The 16084-nt window shown below is 70.7% G+C and carries 17 protein-coding genes and 1 tRNA gene; 10 read left to right on the top strand and 8 right to left on the bottom strand.

Features of this window, described 5'->3' with window-relative positions:
• Positions 1 to 331: 331 nt before the first annotated feature.
• From JOD31_RS01885 to JOD31_RS01860, 6 genes are all read right to left on the bottom strand, one after another.
• A complete protein-coding gene (locus JOD31_RS01885; protein ID WP_204948617.1) occupies positions 332 to 616 on the bottom strand; it encodes a MoaD/ThiS family protein in 285 nt (94 codons plus the stop codon).
• Positions 617 to 622: 6 nt separating this feature from the next.
• Positions 623 to 1705, bottom strand: a complete 1083-nt coding sequence (locus JOD31_RS01880) for a WD40/YVTN/BNR-like repeat-containing protein (protein WP_204948616.1) — start codon at positions 1703 to 1705, stop codon at positions 623 to 625.
• Positions 1706 to 1715: 10 nt separating this feature from the next.
• Positions 1716 to 2135 (bottom strand): VOC family protein, encoded by a 420-nt coding sequence (locus JOD31_RS01875; RefSeq protein WP_204948615.1) that lies wholly within the window; start codon positions 2133 to 2135, stop codon positions 1716 to 1718.
• Positions 2136 to 2264: 129 nt separating this feature from the next.
• Positions 2265 to 2492, bottom strand: a complete 228-nt coding sequence (locus tag JOD31_RS01870; RefSeq protein WP_024816303.1) for a hypothetical protein — start codon at positions 2490 to 2492, stop codon at positions 2265 to 2267.
• Between the two features lie 142 nt (positions 2493 to 2634).
• A tRNA-Gln gene (locus tag JOD31_RS01865) sits at positions 2635 to 2708 on the bottom strand.
• Between the two features lie 217 nt (positions 2709 to 2925).
• Positions 2926 to 4614, bottom strand: coding sequence for an L-lactate permease (locus JOD31_RS01860; RefSeq protein ID WP_204948614.1), 1689 nt, complete (start codon positions 4612 to 4614; stop codon positions 2926 to 2928).
• 283 nt (positions 4615 to 4897) lie between these two features.
• Between JOD31_RS01860 and JOD31_RS01855 the strand changes: the two genes are divergently transcribed.
• Both JOD31_RS01855 and JOD31_RS01850 read left to right on the top strand, forming a co-directional pair.
• Entirely contained in the window at positions 4898 to 5983 is a 1086-nt protein-coding gene (locus JOD31_RS01855) for a Ppx/GppA phosphatase family protein (RefSeq protein WP_309299045.1), read from the top strand.
• A complete protein-coding gene (locus tag JOD31_RS01850; RefSeq protein WP_204948613.1) occupies positions 5980 to 6798 on the top strand; it encodes an RlmE family RNA methyltransferase in 819 nt (272 codons plus the stop codon). The genes JOD31_RS01855 and JOD31_RS01850 overlap by 4 nt, the downstream gene beginning before the upstream one ends.
• Positions 6799 to 6831: 33 nt before the next feature.
• On the opposite strand, the gene JOD31_RS01845 is transcribed toward JOD31_RS01850, so the two are convergent.
• Positions 6832 to 7371 (bottom strand): superoxide dismutase family protein, encoded by a 540-nt coding sequence (locus tag JOD31_RS01845; RefSeq protein ID WP_204948612.1) that lies wholly within the window; start codon positions 7369 to 7371, stop codon positions 6832 to 6834.
• 127 nt (positions 7372 to 7498) lie between these two features.
• Between JOD31_RS01845 and JOD31_RS01840 the strand changes: the two genes are divergently transcribed.
• The gene (locus JOD31_RS01840; RefSeq protein ID WP_204948611.1) at positions 7499 to 8413 is read left to right on the top strand and encodes a UDP-3-O-acyl-N-acetylglucosamine deacetylase; all 915 of its coding nucleotides are present in this window, start codon (positions 7499 to 7501) and stop codon (positions 8411 to 8413) included.
• A 4-nt stretch (positions 8414 to 8417) separates the two neighbouring features.
• Here JOD31_RS01840 and JOD31_RS01835 read toward each other — a convergent pair whose 3' ends face one another.
• Positions 8418 to 9866, bottom strand: coding sequence for an MFS transporter (locus JOD31_RS01835; protein WP_204948610.1), 1449 nt, complete (start codon positions 9864 to 9866; stop codon positions 8418 to 8420).
• A 272-nt stretch (positions 9867 to 10138) separates the two neighbouring features.
• Between JOD31_RS01835 and guaB the strand changes: the two genes are divergently transcribed.
• The 7 genes from guaB to guaA all read left to right on the top strand — a co-directional run bounded on the left by guaB (position 10139) and on the right by guaA (position 15984).
• Positions 10139 to 11626: an IMP dehydrogenase gene (gene guaB, locus JOD31_RS01830; RefSeq protein ID WP_204948609.1), complete on the top strand. Its 1488-nt coding sequence runs from the start codon at positions 10139 to 10141 to the stop codon at positions 11624 to 11626.
• A gap of 35 nt (positions 11627 to 11661) precedes the next feature.
• A complete protein-coding gene (locus JOD31_RS01825; protein WP_204948608.1) occupies positions 11662 to 11895 on the top strand; it encodes a hypothetical protein in 234 nt (77 codons plus the stop codon).
• Entirely contained in the window at positions 11892 to 12314 is a 423-nt protein-coding gene (locus JOD31_RS01820) for a type II toxin-antitoxin system VapC family toxin (RefSeq protein WP_204948607.1), read from the top strand. The genes JOD31_RS01825 and JOD31_RS01820 overlap by 4 nt, the downstream gene beginning before the upstream one ends.
• A 7-nt stretch (positions 12315 to 12321) precedes the next feature.
• Positions 12322 to 12741 (top strand): MAPEG family protein, encoded by a 420-nt coding sequence (locus tag JOD31_RS01815; protein ID WP_204948606.1) that lies wholly within the window; start codon positions 12322 to 12324, stop codon positions 12739 to 12741.
• Positions 12742 to 12743: 2 nt separating this feature from the next.
• Positions 12744 to 14036, top strand: a complete 1293-nt coding sequence (locus JOD31_RS01810; RefSeq protein WP_204948605.1) for an RsmB/NOP family class I SAM-dependent RNA methyltransferase — start codon at positions 12744 to 12746, stop codon at positions 14034 to 14036.
• 83 nt (positions 14037 to 14119) lie between these two features.
• Positions 14120 to 14344 (top strand): hypothetical protein, encoded by a 225-nt coding sequence (locus JOD31_RS01805; RefSeq protein WP_204948604.1) that lies wholly within the window; start codon positions 14120 to 14122, stop codon positions 14342 to 14344.
• A 77-nt stretch (positions 14345 to 14421) separates the two neighbouring features.
• Complete coding sequence (gene guaA, locus JOD31_RS01800) at positions 14422 to 15984, top strand: glutamine-hydrolyzing GMP synthase (RefSeq protein WP_204948603.1); 1563 nt, start codon at positions 14422 to 14424, stop codon at positions 15982 to 15984.
• Positions 15985 to 16084: the final 100 nt, after the last annotated feature.

Genomic DNA, 16084 nt, shown 5'->3' with positions numbered 1-16084 from the left:
AAACGGGCTCCGGCGAGCCGCAACGACCCCGCTTAGCATCTGATCTCAGGTTTGCAAAAGATGGAAAACTGAAAATGCATAATCAATCGGCGCCCGCCTGCGGATTGACCAGCGTTTCGCTCGCGGCTTGGGCGACGCCCGCGTCCGGGGGCGGCGGCTCGTCTCCGAAATCAGGCGCTCGGCGGCGCACCGGCAACAACGACAACGGGACCCCTCACGGCCGAAGTCGGACCGTTCGAAAGAACCTGCGGGGGCCAAGGGCGAACGCCGACTGACCCTCGACGCCAACGCCACGCGCTGCGGACGACAGAGGGTCTTCCCCTCGGCGGGCTCAGCCGCCGCTGATCGCGGTCAGGATGAAGACGTCGGCGCCGGGCAGGAGGGCTGCGTCCAGACGGACCCGCCGGCCGTCCACGAACACGTTGATGTGCTTGCGGATTTGAGGCCGCGAGTCGCAGATCCGGTCCCGCATCCCGGGCCACCGCGCCTCGAGCGCGTCGACCAGCTCCGCGACCGTCGCGGCCTCGAGCTCCAGCCGCCGTTCGACGCCAGGGAACAGGGCGTCGAACAGCGCCGGCAGGCGGACGCAGACCGGCCGGGGGAAGGCGTCGCCCATCGCCAATCAGCCCCTCGCCACGAAGGTTTCGACCGAGGAGATGGTCGGCAGGTGCTCCGCGATCCGCGTCCAGGCGCCGCCTTCGTCGCGGCTGGCGTAGACCTCGCCGGACCCCGTCCCAAAGTAGACGCCGGCGGGCGCCAGTCGGTCGGTCGCCAGCGCCTGCCGGAGCACGTTGAAGAAGGCGTTCCGCTGCGGCAGCCCCTCCCGCGCCGCGGTCCAGGCCCCGCCGCCGTCTTCGGTGCGCCAGACCGCGGCCTGCGCGTCGGGCATGTAGCGCCCCGCCGTGTCGCCGTTGAGCGGCACGAGGAACAGCCGCTCGGGGTCGCGCGGGTGGACGGCGGCGGGAAAGCCGAAGCTCGACGGCAACCCCTTCTCGACGCTCGCCCAGGAGCGGCCGCCGTCGTCGCTGCGGTACATGCCGCAATGGTTCTGCTGGTAGAGCCGCTCGGGCTTGCCCGGCGCCATGACCAGGCAGTGCACGCACTGGCCATGCTCCGGGTAGTTCTGGCCCTCGGGCATGAAGTCCGCCCGCGTGCCGCGGTTGCGCGGCTCCCAGGTCTCGCCGCCGTCGGCGGTGTGGAACACGCCCGCGGCCGAGATCCCGACCCAGATCTGCTTCGGATCGTCGGGGTGCAGCACCAGCGAATGCAGGATCAACCCCGCGCCGCCCGGATTCCACTCCGGCCGCGAGGGCGTTCTTTGCAGCCCCTCCACATGCGTCCAGCTCTCGCCGGCGTCGTCGCTGACGAACAGCCCTGCAGGCTCCACCCCGGCGTAGAGCCGCCCGTGCCCCGCCGCGAGGCTCCAGACCGAGGCGACCGGCGCTTCGCCGGCGGCGTAGGCGAGGCCGCGGCTCGAATGCGTCCAGGTCGTCCCGCCATCGGTCGAGCGCCAGACGGCCGGCCCGAACCAGGCGTTGCCGCCCGCGCCGTAGAGCGCGCCCGTGGCGGGATCTGCGATGACGTGGTTGATCGGCCAGGTCTCGCAGTAGGGGCCGCGCAGGTCCCACGCCGTCCGCGCCGCGTCGCTTTCCAGGACGAACGCGCCCTTCTTGGTGCCGAGCAGCACCTGAACCGTCTCCCTCATCCAAGCCTCCTCATCCCTCGGGCTGCGCGTTGATTATCCACGCGACGCCGAAGCGGTCGGCGACCATGCCGAAGGCGGGCGAGAAGAAGGTGGGGCCGAGCGGCGTCCGCACCTCGCCGCCCGCGCTCAGCGCGGCGAAACGGCGTTCCGCGTCCGCCGGGGTCGGGACGGTCAGCGACAGCGCCACGCCCTCGAAGCGCGCGGCCTTGGCGCAATACCCGTCGGACATCATCACCACGCTGTCGCCGATCCTGAGGCAGGCGTGCATGACGTTCGCCTCCGCGCCGGCGGGGATCGCGCCGGGCGGCAAAGGCTCCGGGCTGTCGGAGAAACGCATCAGCGCCACCCGCTCGGCGCCCAGCGCCTCCTCGTAGCAGGTCATCGCCTCCTCGCAGCGGCCTTCGTAGAACAGGTAAGGCTGGATGTGCATCGCGCGTCCTCCCGAGACGTGGGCTCCGATGCCGCTAGGACGATTGGCCGCCGCCGCCGCCGACAGAGCGCGCGGGAATTTTCCGCGCCTGGCCCGCGCCGCCCACGGACAGGCGGCGGCGGCCGACGCTCAGTCCGCGCGGGGGATGAGGCTGCTGATCAGCCGCCAGACCTCCTGGTGCTCGGGTCCGTCCCGGCCCAACGTCAGAAACACCCCGAGCCCGACGTCCCTCACGCTGCCGCCGGAGGCCTTGTTCGCGAGATGGCGGACAAAGACTTCGCCGCTGTCGTTGTCGCGGACGAGATGCCAGCTGTCGCCGGTCGAGCTTTCGTACAACTGCCTGGTGTCCAAGCTCATGCGGCTCTCCTGTGCTGGGCGCGAGCATACAGGACCCGCAGCCGCCGGCGCGGACGTTCCGAGGAGAACGAACGCGAATGCGCAGACCGCGCCGCACGCGGGCGCCGACCACGTCGTTGATATCGTCGGATTGGGAGAAGAGTGGCTGGGGGACCTGGATTCGAACCAGGACTGACCGAGTCAGAGTCGGTAGTTCTACCGTTAAACTATCCCCCACCGTGCGGTCCGTCGCCGAGGCGCGGGCGCTGCGAGGCCCCTGGTAGGAGGGCGTCGCCGTGGTGCGCCCCCTTTAGCGGGTTCGGGCGGGGCGGGCAAGGGCTTCGGCGCGGGAAAGGACGTCGAACTGCGCGTCGTTCCGTTGGGCGAAACGAAAAGCCCCGGCGGGCGAACGCGCCGGCCGGGGCTTCGGGGGCGAAACGCCGTCGGCGCCGGCTCAGGGCGCGCCGATCACCATGTGCGTGAAGGGCGGGAGATAGGCCTGGGCCATGACCAGCAGACCCATCAGGCTCGCCAGCGCCAGCGAGTGCAGGAACACGTAGCGCAGGATGTCGCCCTCGTGGCCGTACCAGCGCGTCGCGGTCGAGGCGACGACGATCGACTGGGCGTCGATCATCTTGCCCATCACGCCGCCCGAGGAGTTCGCGGCCGCCATCAGCGTCGGCGACAGGCCGAGCTGCTCCGCCGAGATCTTCTGCAAAGATCCGAACAGCACGTTGGAGGAGGTGTCGGAGCCGGTCAGCGCCACGCCGAGCCAGCCCAGGAAGGTGCCGAAGAACGGGTAGAGCCAGCCGGTCTGCGCGAAGGCGAGGCCGAGCGTGGCGTCGACGCCGGAGTAGCGGGTGACGAAGCCGAGCGAGAGCATCGCCGCGATGGTCAGCAGCGAGAACCGCACCAGCACCAGCGTCTTCCAGTAGGTCTTCAGCATCGCGAGCGGCGAGAAGCCCATCACGAAGCCGGCGATGATCGACGACAGGAAGATGCCGCTGCCGGTCGCCGACAGCCAGTTCAGGCTATAGACGGCGGCTTCGGGCTTCGGCGCCGGCACCACCGGCGGCACGCGCTGGATCAGTTGGTCGACGTGGGCGACGGGGAACTTCAGGATCGAGATCCCGTCGAGGAACGCCTTCACCTGCGGGATGCCCCAGCAGAACACGACCACGGACAGAATCAGCCAGGGGATCCAGGCCTTGATGACGTCGCCGCGCGGGTGCGTGGGCGCCACATGAGCGCCCCCGGCGCCGCCGGCGCGGCCGACGGGACCGTTCGCGCCGGCGAGCGCGGGCGCCGCGCCGTCGGCCGAGGTCCAGATCTGCCGCGGCTTCCAGACCCGGAGGAACAGGGTGAGCGCGAGGATCGAGGCGATCGCCGCCACGACGTCCACGAGCCAAGGGCCATGATAGTTCGAGACGAGGTACTGCGGGACGGCGAAGGTCACGCCCGCGATCAGGATCGCCGGCCAGATCTGCGCCATGCCGCGGAACCCCGCGAAGGCGGCGATCAGCCAGAACGGCACGATCACGGAGAAGAACGGCAACTGCCGCCCGATCATCGCCGAGAGGTCGAGCAGCGGCAGTCCGGTGACGGCGGCGAGGGCGATCACCGGCGTGCCGAGCGCGCCGAAGGCCACCGGCGCGGTGTTCGCGATCAGCGACAGGCCCGAGGCGGCGAGCGGCGAGAAGCCGAGGCCGATCAGGATCGCGCCGGTCACCGCGACGGGGGTGCCGAAGCCCGCTGCGCCCTCGAAGAAGGCGCCGAAGGAGAAGGCGATCAGCAGGAGCTGCAATCGGCGGTCATCCGTGATGCCCGCGATCGAGTCCTGCAGGATCTTGAAATAGCCTTTCTCGTTCGTGAGTTGGTAGAGAAAGATGATGTTGAGGATGATCCAGCCGATCGGCAGCAGGCCGTAGGCGGCGCCGTAGAGCGCGGTCATGCCCGCCTTGTCGGCCGGCATGCCGTGCGCGAACACCGCGATCAGCAGCGCGGCGGCGAGGCCGGCGATCGCCGCGGTGTGGGCCTTCATATGGAAGACGCCGATGCCGGCCAGCAGCACGACGATCGGAATGGCGGCGACGATCGTCGAGATGACCGCGTTGCCGAACGGGTCGTAGACTTGAGACCACATAAGCGATGGCTCCCCCTAGGTTCGCGGCCGGTCGCGTCCCGCTGGCCGTCGTTCTTCACATTTGCGTGGAGAGGGTACCCGAGTCTGCTGGGCGGCTGATCAGGAACGCTCGCGAAGCGACCTAGACTTTCGGAGGATCGGCGCGCGCCGACGGCGGTCGCGGCGCTCGCCTTGCGGGGCGGCGATCGACTGCTATGCTTGGGATCAACGAGGGTGCTCAACAGCGGCCACGACTCGCCCGGGGCGTCGCTCCGGGCTGGAGGCGGCCCGAAGGACGGATTTGGTGGCCGAGCAGGTCGCGTCGCTCGGCGGCGCAGAACGAACGACCGGGCGGCCGGCGGCGATCGACGGCGCCGTCAGGCCCCCGACTCCGGTCTACGCCGCGCTCGATCTCGGCACGAACAACTGCCGCCTGCTGGTGGCCCGCCCCGATCGCGACGGCGGGTTTCGCGTGGTCGACAGCTTCTCGCGCATTGTCCGCCTGGGGGAGGGGCTCGCCCACACCGGCCGGCTCTGCGACGACGCGATCACCCGCGCCGTCTCCGCCCTCGGCGTCTGCCGGGACAAGATGGCGTCCCGCGGGGTTTCCCGCGCCCGTCTGATCACGACAGAGGCCTGCCGCCAGGCGGACAATGGCGAGACCTTCCTCAAGCGGGTCCACGACGAGACCGGGCTCGATCTCGAGATCATCGACCGGGCGACCGAGGCGCGCCTCGCGGCCGCCGGCTGCGCCTCGCTCGCCGACCCCGCCGCCGGCGGCGTCATCCTGTTCGACATCGGCGGCGGCTCGTCCGAGGTCGTCTGGCTCGAGCGCAAGCGCGGCGGCGGGCCGGGAGCGCTGACGATGCGGGCCTGGGTGTCGCTGCCGGTCGGCGTCGTCACGCTGGCCGAGCGCTACGGCGGCGTGAAGGTCACGACCGAGGTGTTCGAAAATATGGTGGGCGAGGTCGGACGCCTGCTCGAGGCCTTCCCCGAGCGCGAGACGCTGGCGGCCTCGCTCAGCGACGTGCACCTGCTCGGCACCTCCGGCACCGTCACCACCATCGCCGGCGTGCATCTCGGCCTGCCGCGCTACGAGCGCAGGCTGGTCGACGGGCAGTGGATGGCGTCGACCGACGTCACCCGCGTGGTCGAATCGCTGCGCGAGATGTCCTACGACCAGCGCTGCCAGAACCCCTGCATCGGACCGGACCGCGCGGACCTCGTGCTCGCGGGCTGCGCGGTGCTGGAAGGCATCCGGCGCGCCTTCCCCGTGGCGCGGCTGCGCGTCGCCGACCGGGGCTTGAGAGAAGGAATACTCGTGGAACTGATGCGCGAAGACGGCGTCTGGCGTCGTCGCGGCTCCCGCCGGCGGGGACGCCGCGGATGAGCGTGGCGGGCAAGGGCGGCGGCAAGGGCGGCGGCAAGGGCGGCAAGAGCGGTTCGGGCAAAAGCGGAAGCGGCGCCAAGGGCGGGGCCGGCAAGGCGGGTCCCGGCGCCGGGGGCGGCGGCGCCCGCAGCATGGGAGTCCGCGTCCACACCGCGCGCAAGCGCAGCCACGCCTCCACCCTGTGGCTCGACCGGCAGCTGAACGACCCCTACGTGCAGGCGGCGAAGCGCGACGGCTACCGCTCGCGCGCGGCCTTCAAGCTGCTCGAGATCGACGACCGCCACCGCCTGCTGAAGCCGGGGCAGAAGATCGTCGACCTCGGCGCGGCTCCGGGCGGCTGGAGCCAGATCGCCGCGACCCGGATCGGCGCGGCCGAAGGCAAGGGCAAGATCGTCGCCATCGACCTGCTCGAGATGGAGCCGGTCGCGGGCGTCGACTTCATGGTGCTGGATTTTCTCGACGACGCCGCCCCGGAGAGGCTGAAGGAGCGACTGGGCGGCAAGGCCGACGTGGTGCTGTCCGACATGGCCGCGAACACCGTCGGCCACCAGCGCACCGACCACCTGCGGATCATCGGCCTCGTCGAGGCGGCAGCCGCCTTCGCGAGCGAGATCCTGGCGCCCGGCGGCGCCTTTCTCGCCAAGGTGTTCCAGGGCGGCACCGAGGGTGAGCTGCTGGCCGCTCTGAAGCGCGACTTCACCAAGGTGCAGCACGTGAAGCCGCCGGCGAGCCGCAAGGACTCTTCGGAGCTCTACGTCATGGCCACCGGTTTTCGCGGCCGAAGCCAGGCGGAGACGTCTCCGGCGGAGGACTGAACGGCCCTCCGCCGCCGAGGCCTTCCTTGCCGCTTACTTCACCGCCGCGCAGGCGATCCGGCCGCCCGCGCCGCCGATCGGCTGGGACATGTGGTCGTCCTTCTCGGCGTGGATGATGAAGGCGCTGCCGTCGGCGTCCTTCAGCTCGTCGAGCTTGATCAGACCGGTGTAGAGCGCGGCCTGGGCGGAGCCGTCCGACAGCACGATCAGGTTCGGCAGGTCGCCGGGCTCAGGGCCGTTCGGGTTGAGCAGGCCGTGCTTGCCCTCGGCGTGGCCGGCGTGGGAGCCGGACTTCTTGTACTCGCCGACGTCGGAGCAATCGGCGGTGGCGTGGAAGTGCATGCCGTGCTTTCCCGCGGTGAGGCTGCCGGCGGCGATCTCGATGTCCATCAGCACGCCCTTGGGCGCGGCGGTCAGGCTGAGGTCGCCGATCTTCTTGCCGTCCTTGCCCTGGATCTCGTAGGTCTCGGCCTTCGGCGCCTCGGCCTTGGGCGTCTCTGGCGTCTGCGCGAGCGCGGCGAGCGGCGCGACGGCGAGCGCTCCGGCGAGCAGCATGGAGAGAGGACGGATCATCGGTGGCCTCCTGTCAGCGTAGAGCGTCATGGCGCCGAGGTCGGCGCCCGTCTCGCACGGCCAATCCCCCGGGCCCCGCATTGGTTCCGTCCCGAGCCGGGGTCGGCGTTCCCAGAGGCGTGAGCCGGTGACGGCGTCCGGCCTGCCGCGGCGCGCGGCGACGCTCGGCGCCGCGTTCGATTGCGCGGGCGAGGGCATCCACACCGGCGTCCGCTCCGAGGTGCGCGTCACGCCGGCCGTGGCCGGGCGGGGGATCGTCTTCCGCCGCGCCGTGGGATCGGGCGTCGCGGAGGTTCCCGCGCTCTGGACGCACCGGCGCTCCCGGCCGCTGTGCACCGCGCTGCAGGTGGGCGAGGGGCCCCTGGTCCGCACCGTGGAGCATCTGCTCGCGGCGCTGACCGCGATGCGGATCGACGACGCGGTCGTCGAGATCGTCGGCGAGGAGCTGCCGATCTTCGACGGCAGCGCGGCGCCGTGGTGCGCGATGATCCGCACGGCTGGCCGCGTCGAGCACGACGCGCCCCGGCGCTATCTGCGGGTGCTGAAGCCGGTCGAACACGTCAACGGCATGCGGCGGCTCACGATCGAACCGGCCGACGCCCATCTCCTGTCCGTCCATATCGAGCTCAACCACTTCGGCCCGCTGGACTGGTCCGGGCCGGTGACGCCGGAGACCTTCGAGCGCGAGCTTGCGCCGTCCCGCAGCTTCGGCCGGGTCACCTGGACGATCCCGGGGAAGATCCGCGGGCTGTGGCCGTTCGGCGAGCCGCTGCTGCGCGGCGCCACGACGAAGAACACCGCGGCGCTCTGGAAGAACACCGCGATCGGCGGACTGCGCATGCCGGACGAACCGGTGCGCCACCGCGCGCTCGATCTCGTCGGCGACCTCGCGCTCGCGGGCCTCCCCCTGCTCGGGCGCGTGACGGCAGCCCACCCCGGCCACGAGCACAACTACGCGCTGCTGGCGGCGCTGATGCGCGACCCGACGGCCTGGGACGTGGCGACGCTGGACGCGGACGGGCCGCCGCGCGCGGCGGCCTGAGCCTTCAGCCGCGGTCGCGCGCCGCGGAGACGGGATCGGGCGCGGGCGGGCGGTGGCCGGAGACCTCGTCGCCGGCGTCGCGCGACAGCCTGGCGAAGACGAGCGCCGCCGTCGCCGAGACGAGGCCGATCAGCAGGAACGCCGCGGGGAAGTCGGCCGCCGCGAGCTCGTGGCCGCCCCGCCACGCCATCGCGCCTTCGAGCGCCATGGCGCCGGAGGTCACGCCGAAGGACAGCGACACCTGCTGCGCGACGCTGGTCAGGCTGGTGGCCCGGCTCATGCGCGCCTGGTCGATGTCGGCGTAGCCCAGCGCGTTGACGCCGGTGAACTCCAGCGACCGGAAGAAGCCGCCGACCAGCAGCGCGGCGAGCATCACCAGCGTCGGCGTCGTCGGCGTGAACAGCGCGGGCGCCGTCATGAAGGTCGCGGCGATGAGCGCGTTCGCGGTCAGCGTCGCCCGGAAGCCGAAGCGCTGCAGGATCGGCTTCGCCGCGAACTTCATGAACAGCGCGCCGAGCGCCGAGGCGAAGGTCAGGAGCCCGGATTCGAACGCGGTGAGGCCGAAGCCGATCTGCAGCATCAGCGGCAGCAGGAAGGGCGCCGCGCCGATGCCGATGCGGAACAGCGAGCCCCCGAGGATCGCGATCCGGAACGTGGGGATGCGGAACAGTTCGAGGTCGAGGATCGGGTGCTCGGTCCGCCGGGCGTGGAACACGTAGGCCGTCAGCGAGGCGCAGCCGGCGAGGAAGATCGCGATCACCAGCGGCTTCGGCAGCACGTCGAGGCCGAGCGTGGTCGAGCCGGTCACGAAGGCGGCGAGCCCGAAGCCCGACAGCACGAAGCCTGGCGCGTCGAACGGCGTGCGCTCCTCGGCCTTCACGTCGGGGATGTAGAGCGTGGCGAGCACCAGGCCGATCGCGGCGATCGGCAGGTTGATCCAGAAGATCCAGCGCCATGAGAAATAGGTGGTGATGAAGCCGCCGACGGGCGGGCCGACGACCGGGCCGATCAGCGCGGGGATGGTCAGCCAGGCGAGCGAGCCGACGAGTTCGGACTTCGGAACGGTGCGCAGGATCACCAGCCGCCCCACCGGCACCATCATCGCGCCGCCGAGCCCCTGCACGATCCGCGAGCCCACGATCTCGGCCATCGAACTCGAGAGCCCCGCCAGCGCCGAGCCGAGCGCGAACACCGCGATGGCGGTCCGGAACACGAGCCGCGCGCCGAGCCGGTCCGCGAGCCAGCCCGAGACCGGGATGAACACTGCGAGGCTCAGCAGGTAGGAGGTGAGGGCGAGCTTCAGGTCGATGGGGCTTTCGTTCAGTTCGCGCGCGATCACGGGCAGCGCGGTCGCGAGCACCGTCGAGTCGAGGTTCTCCATGAACAGCGCGCAGGCCACGATCAGGGGCACGAGGATGCGGCTGGGAATGGCGGCGGGGGCGCGGGGCTGCATGACATCGCTCTGGACGCGGCCGCAGGACGGCGGCCGCGCGCCCTTGAAGCGCGAAGCGATCAAACGTTCAACCCGTCCGCGCGTCGGGTCTGCCGCGCGCGCCCCTCGCCCCGCGACGCTCCGCCCTGCGCCGCCGTCATTTGCGCGCGGCATGCGTCGTGCTAAACGTCCGCGCCACTTCCCCCAACCCGCGTCCTCATGGACGCGACGCAGCGGGGCCGGGCGCCGACGGACGGCTCCCGGGCGCTTCGGCGCACACGAGGAGGTTTGGCATGGCGCGCATCGAAGACGTACTCGCCCGTGAGGCGCTCACCTTCGACGACGTGCTGTTGCGGCCGGGCCTCTCCGAGGTCATGCCCGGCGAGGTCGACCTCCGCTCGCGCGTCACCAAGACCATCAGCCTCAATATCCCGATCATGTCGTCCGCCATGGACACGGTGACCGAGGCGCGGCTCGCGATCGCCATGGCCCAGGCCGGCGGCATCGGCGTGATCCACCGCAACCTCGAGCCCGAGGAGCAGGCGGCGCACGTCCGCCAGGTGAAGAAGTTCGAGAGCGGCATGGTCGTGAACCCGGTCACGATCGCCCCGACCGCGACCCTCGCCGACGCGTTCGAGCTGATGGCCCGCAACGGCATCTCCGGCATCCCGGTCGTCGAAGGCTCCGGCCGCTCCGGCAAGCTCGTCGGCATCCTGACGAACCGCGACGTGCGCTTCGCCACCAACATGCGCCAGCCGATCTCCGAGCTGATGACGAAGGAGAACCTCGTCACGGTGCGCGACGGCGTCAGCCAGGACGAGGCCAAGCGGCTGCTGCACCACCACCGCATCGAGAAGCTGCTGGTCGTCGACGACGCCTACCACTGCGTCGGACTGATCACGGTGAAGGACATCGAGAAGGCGGTCGCGAACCCCAACTCCAACAAGGACGAGCACGGGCGCCTGCGCGTGGCCGCGGCGACCACCGTCGGCGACAAGGGCTTCGCCCGGTCCGAGGCGCTGATCGACGCCGGCGTCGACCTCGTCGTGGTCGACACCGCCCACGGCCATTCCCAGCACGTTCTGAACGCGGTCGCCCGCATCAAGCGCCTGTCGAACCATGTCCAGGTGGTCGCGGGCAACGTCGCGACCGGCGAGGCCACCAAGGCGCTGATCGACGCCGGCGCGGACGCGATCAAGGTCGGCATCGGGCCGGGCTCGATCTGCACCACGCGCATCGTCGCCGGCGTCGGCGTGCCGCAGCTCACCGCGATCATGGAGTCGGTCGAGGCGGCCAAGGCGCAGGATATTCCGGTGATCGCCGACGGCGGCATCAAGTACTCGGGCGATCTCGCCAAGGCGATCGCCGCCGGCGCCGACGTCGCCATGGTCGGCTCGCTGCTGGCCGGCACCGACGAGGCCCCTGGTGAGGTGTTCCTCTGGCAGGGCCGCTCCTACAAGTCCTACCGCGGCATGGGCTCGGTCGGCGCGATGGCGCAGGGCTCGGCCGACCGCTACTTCCAGGCCGAGGTGAACGACCGCCTGAAGCTGGTGCCGGAGGGCATCGAGGGTCAGGTGCCGTACAAGGGCCCGGTCGGGGCCGTGCTTCATCAGCTCGCCGGCGGCCTGCGCGCCGCCATGGGCTACGTCGGCGCCGCCACCATTTCGGACCTGCACGAAAAGGCGCAGTTCGTCCGCATCTCCGGCGCCTCGCTCCGCGAGAGCCACGTCCACGACGTGACCATCACCCGCGAAAGCCCGAACTACCCGAGCATGGTGTAGTCTCAGGTCGTTCGAAGCGGGCCGGAGACGTGGCGATGGCTGACATCACGATCACGAACGTCGATGACGCGGCCGTTCAGAAGATGCTGGAGCACGCGGCGCGGACGGGTCGGACCCTTGATGCGGTCGCGCGGGATGTTCTGCTGAAGGCGTTGCACGCTGCGCCTTCCGAACGTCTGGCGGCCGCCGATCGCGTGCGGGCGATGACGCCCTCGACGCTTCTCACCGACGCCACCGAGATGGTGCGCGAGGATCGCGACAGGGGATGAGCCTCGTCGTCGACGCGAGCGTCGTGGTCAAATGGTATGTCGACGAGGTCCGAAGCGCAGAGGCGAGGCGTCTTCTGGCCGGCGACGATCTGCTAGCCGCCCCCGCGCATGTCGAAGCCGAGGTTGGTCAGGTGCTTCGCCGACGCGTCCAGTCGCGCGAGATATCCATCGCGCAGGCGCTCGCCGCCGTGGAGCTTCTGCAAGACACTCTCGTCCTCATCCCGATTTCCGGGCTGATGCCCGCAGCGATTGAGATGGCCTGCGGAGCCTGCGTTTCCGTCTATGACTCGCTCTATGTCGCAGCCGCGCTGGCGTGGGGCGCGCCGCTTGCGACCGACGACGGTAAGCTGATCGCTTCGATCGAGCGATCGCCGTTCGCGGGCCGTGTCGCCTTTCATCCGCTCAACGCCTTCGGGTGACGCATCCATGACCATTCAGGCCATCCTGGCTCCCCTGTTCGCGCAGGTGCTCCTTACCTTCGGGCTGCTGTTCTGGATGGGGCACGTGCGCTTCAAGGCCGCGCGCGCGGGGCTGGTCACGCCCACCAAAGGCTCCCCGCGCACCTTCGGCTGGCCGGAGAAGGCGCAGAAGGTCGCCGACAGCTACCACAACCAGCTCGAGCTGCCGGTCTTCTTCTACGTCCTGGTGATCCTCGCCCTGATCACGAAGGAAGCCGACCTTCTGTTCGTCGCCATGTCCTGGATATTCGTCGCCTCGCGCTATGCGCACGCTTTCGTCCACACCGGCGGCAATCGCATCAAGACGCGCTTTCGTTGCTACCTCGTCGGCGCGCTCGTCCTGCTCGCCATGTGGGCGATCTTCGCCCTCCGCATTCTGGCTTCCTGACCATGACCCCCGCCGCCCACGCCGCCGCCGCGATCGAAGTCCTCGCCGACATCGAGACGCGCCATCGCCCCGTCGCCTCCGCGCTGAAGGACTGGGGCTCGGCCCACCGCTTCGCGGGCTCCGGCGACCGGGCGCGCATCGCGAGCCTCGTCTACGACGCGCTGCGCCGCCGCTCGTCGCTCGCCTGGCGCATGGGCGCGGAGACGCCGCGGGCGCTGATCCTCGGCGCGCTCGCCTTCGTGCGTCAGACGCCCGTCGACGACCTCGCCGCGGCCTTCGCGGCGAGCCCCCACGCGCCGGAGCCGCCGACCGACGCCGAGCGCGCCGCGATCGCCGCCGCGACGCTCGACGGCGCGCCGGCCCATGTGCGCGGCGACTATCCCGAGTGGCTCGACGCCGGCTTCGCCCGCACCTTCGGCGACGAGCGGGCGGAGGAGGGGGCCGCTCTTGCCGAACGCGCCCCGCTCGACCTCCGCGTCAACGCCATCAAGGGCGACCGGCCCAAGGCCGAGCGCGCGCTCGCGCACTGGAAGGCCGCGCCTACGCCGCTGTCGCCCTTCGGCCTGCGCGTGCCGCTGACCGACGACGGTCGCGGCCCCCCGGTGCAGTCGGAGCCCGCGCATCTGAAGGGCCTCGTGGAGGTTCAGGACGAGGGCTCGCAGCTCGCGGCGCTGGTCGCGGGCGCGGCGCCGGGGATGCAGGTGGTCGATTTCTGCGCCGGCGCCGGCGGCAAGACGCTCGCGCTCGCCGCGACGATGGACAACCGCGGCCAGATCTACGCCCACGACAACGACGTTAGGCGCCTCAGCCCGTTGCACGACCGGGCGGAACGGGCGGGCGTGCGCAACATGCAGGTGCGCGCTCCGCGCGGTGAGGCCGACGTGCTGGCCGACCTCGTCGGCCGCGCCGACCTCGTGCTGATCGACGCGCCCTGCACCGGCGCCGGCACCTGGCGCCGCAATCCCGACGCCAAGTGGCGGCTGAAGCCCGCGGCGCTCGAGGCGCGAATCGCCGAACAGGACGCCGTGCTCGCCGCCGCCGCGCCGCTGGTGAAGCCGGGCGGTCGCCTCGTCTACGTCACCTGCTCGGTGCTTGCGGAAGAAAACGAGGACCGGCTCGCGGCCTTTCGGGCGCAGTTTCCGGCGTTCCGTCCGGTCCCCGCCGTCGAGGCCGCCGTCTCCGCCGGCCTGCCGGCGCTCGGCGCGTTTGCGACCAGCGGCGGCGACGCGCTGCTGCTCGGACCGCGGCGCTCCGGCACCGACGGCTTTTTCGTCGCCGTGCTGACGCGGGGTTGACCGGTTTACGCGTCGATCCATCTCCGCTAGACGACGCCGGCTTCGCCGGCGGTCGGCAGGGGCAGGTGGAGACCATGCGGACTATGAGCAACGTGCTGAAGATCTTCGCCCTGCTGATCCTTGCGGCGGGCGGGTATTTCGCGTGGTACGCCGCCTACGCGCCGAACCCCAACGACCAGATCGGCGTCGCCATCACGCGCTGGATGCCGGCTCCGATCCGCGAGTGGGGCTGCGGCAAGCTCAATGAGCGGTTCCCGAACCAGGCGCCGACCGAGTGCAGCCCGGCGGCGCAAAGCACGTCGATCTGACGAGCTGCGCGTAATTTTCGCGGGCGTCATGCCGCCTGCGCCGTTGCCGCCGTTGAGGCGGCGATGTAGGCAAGCGCATGATCGCAGACCCCTCCCACGACCGCATCCTCATCATCGACTTCGGGTCGCAGGTGACGCAGCTCATCGCGCGCCGCGTGCGCGAGACCGGCGTCTATTGCGAGATCGTCCCGTTCAACACCGCCGCCGAGGTCTTTCCGACCTTCGGCGCCAAGGGCGTCATCCTCTCCGGCGGCCCGGCGTCGGTCGCGGACATGGGCACGCCGCGCGCGCCGCAGGCGGTGTTCGAGAGCGGGCTGCCGGTGCTCGGCATCTGCTACGGGCAGATGACCATGGCCGAGCAGCTCGGCGGCGTCGTCGAGAGCGGGCACCATCGTGAGTTCGGCCGCGCCGATCTCAACGTCGTCGCGCCGTCCAAGCTCTTCACCGGCGTCTGGGAGGCCCAGAGCCGCAACCAGGTGTGGATGAGCCACGGCGACCGCATCACGCAGATGCCGCAGGGCTTCCGGATCGTGGGCGTGTCCGAGAACGCGCCGTTCGCGGCGATCGCGGACGAGTCCCGGCACTACTACGGCCTGATGTTCCATCCCGAGGTGGTCCACACCCCCGAGGGCGGCAAGCTGCTCGCGAACTTCGTGCGCGACATCTGCGGCTGCGTCGGCGACTGGTCGATGGCGGCCTATCGCGAGGAGGCGATCGCCAAGATCCGCGAGCAGGTCGGCGAGGGCCGCGTGATCTGCGGCCTCTCCGGCGGCGTCGACTCGGCGGTCGCGGCCGTCCTGATCCACGAGGCGATCGGCGACCAGCTCACCTGCGTGTTCGTCGACCACGGCCTGATGCGGAAGGCCGAGGCGGAGGAGGTCGTGAACCTGTTCCGCGGGCACTACAACATCCCGCTCGTGCATGTGGACGCAGGCGACACCTTCCTGTCGGCGCTCGAGGGCGAGCACGATCCCGAGACCAAGCGCAAGACCATCGGCCGGCTGTTCGTCGAGGTGTTCGAGGCGGAGGCCAAGAAGATCGGCGGCGCCGAGTTCCTGGCCCAGGGCACGCTCTACCCCGACGTCATCGAGAGCGTCTCGTTCTCCGGCGGCCCCTCTGTCACGATCAAGTCGCACCACAACGTGGGCGGGCTGCCCGAGCGCATGAACATGCAGCTCGTGGAGCCGCTGCGTGAGCTGTTCAAGGACGAGGTCCGCTCGCTCGGCCGCGAGCTCGGCCTCCCCGACGCCTTCGTCGGCCGCCACCCGTTCCCGGGTCCGGGCCTCGCCATCCGCTGCCCCGGCGACATCACCCGCGAGAAGCTCGACATCCTGCGCGAGGCGGACGCGATCTATCTCGACGAGATCCGCAAGGCCGGGCTCTACGACAAGATCTGGCAGGCCTTCGCCGTGCTGCTGCCGGTGAAGACCGTCGGCGTGATGGGCGACGGCCGCACCTACGAATACGTGCTGGCGCTGCGGGCTGTGACCTCCGTCGACGGCATGACGGCGGATTTCTACCCCTACGACATGAACTTCCTCGGCCGCGCCGCGACCCGGATCATCAACGAGGTCCGCGGCGTCAACCGCGTCGTCTACGACGTCACGTCGAAGCCGCCGGGGACGATCGAGTGGGAATGACGCCGACGGCGGAGCGCCCAAGCGTTTCAGGCGTCTTCCGGAACCATCCCGCCGTCGCGTGCGTTCACGCAGTGGTGAGGGGTTAGAAGGGCCGAGCGTT

Source organism: Methylopila capsulata (genome assembly GCF_016907975.1).
In the GTDB taxonomy this organism is placed as follows: domain Bacteria; phylum Pseudomonadota; class Alphaproteobacteria; order Rhizobiales; family Methylopilaceae; genus Methylopila; species Methylopila capsulata.
This window is presented reverse-complemented; position numbering and strand designations above follow the sequence as displayed.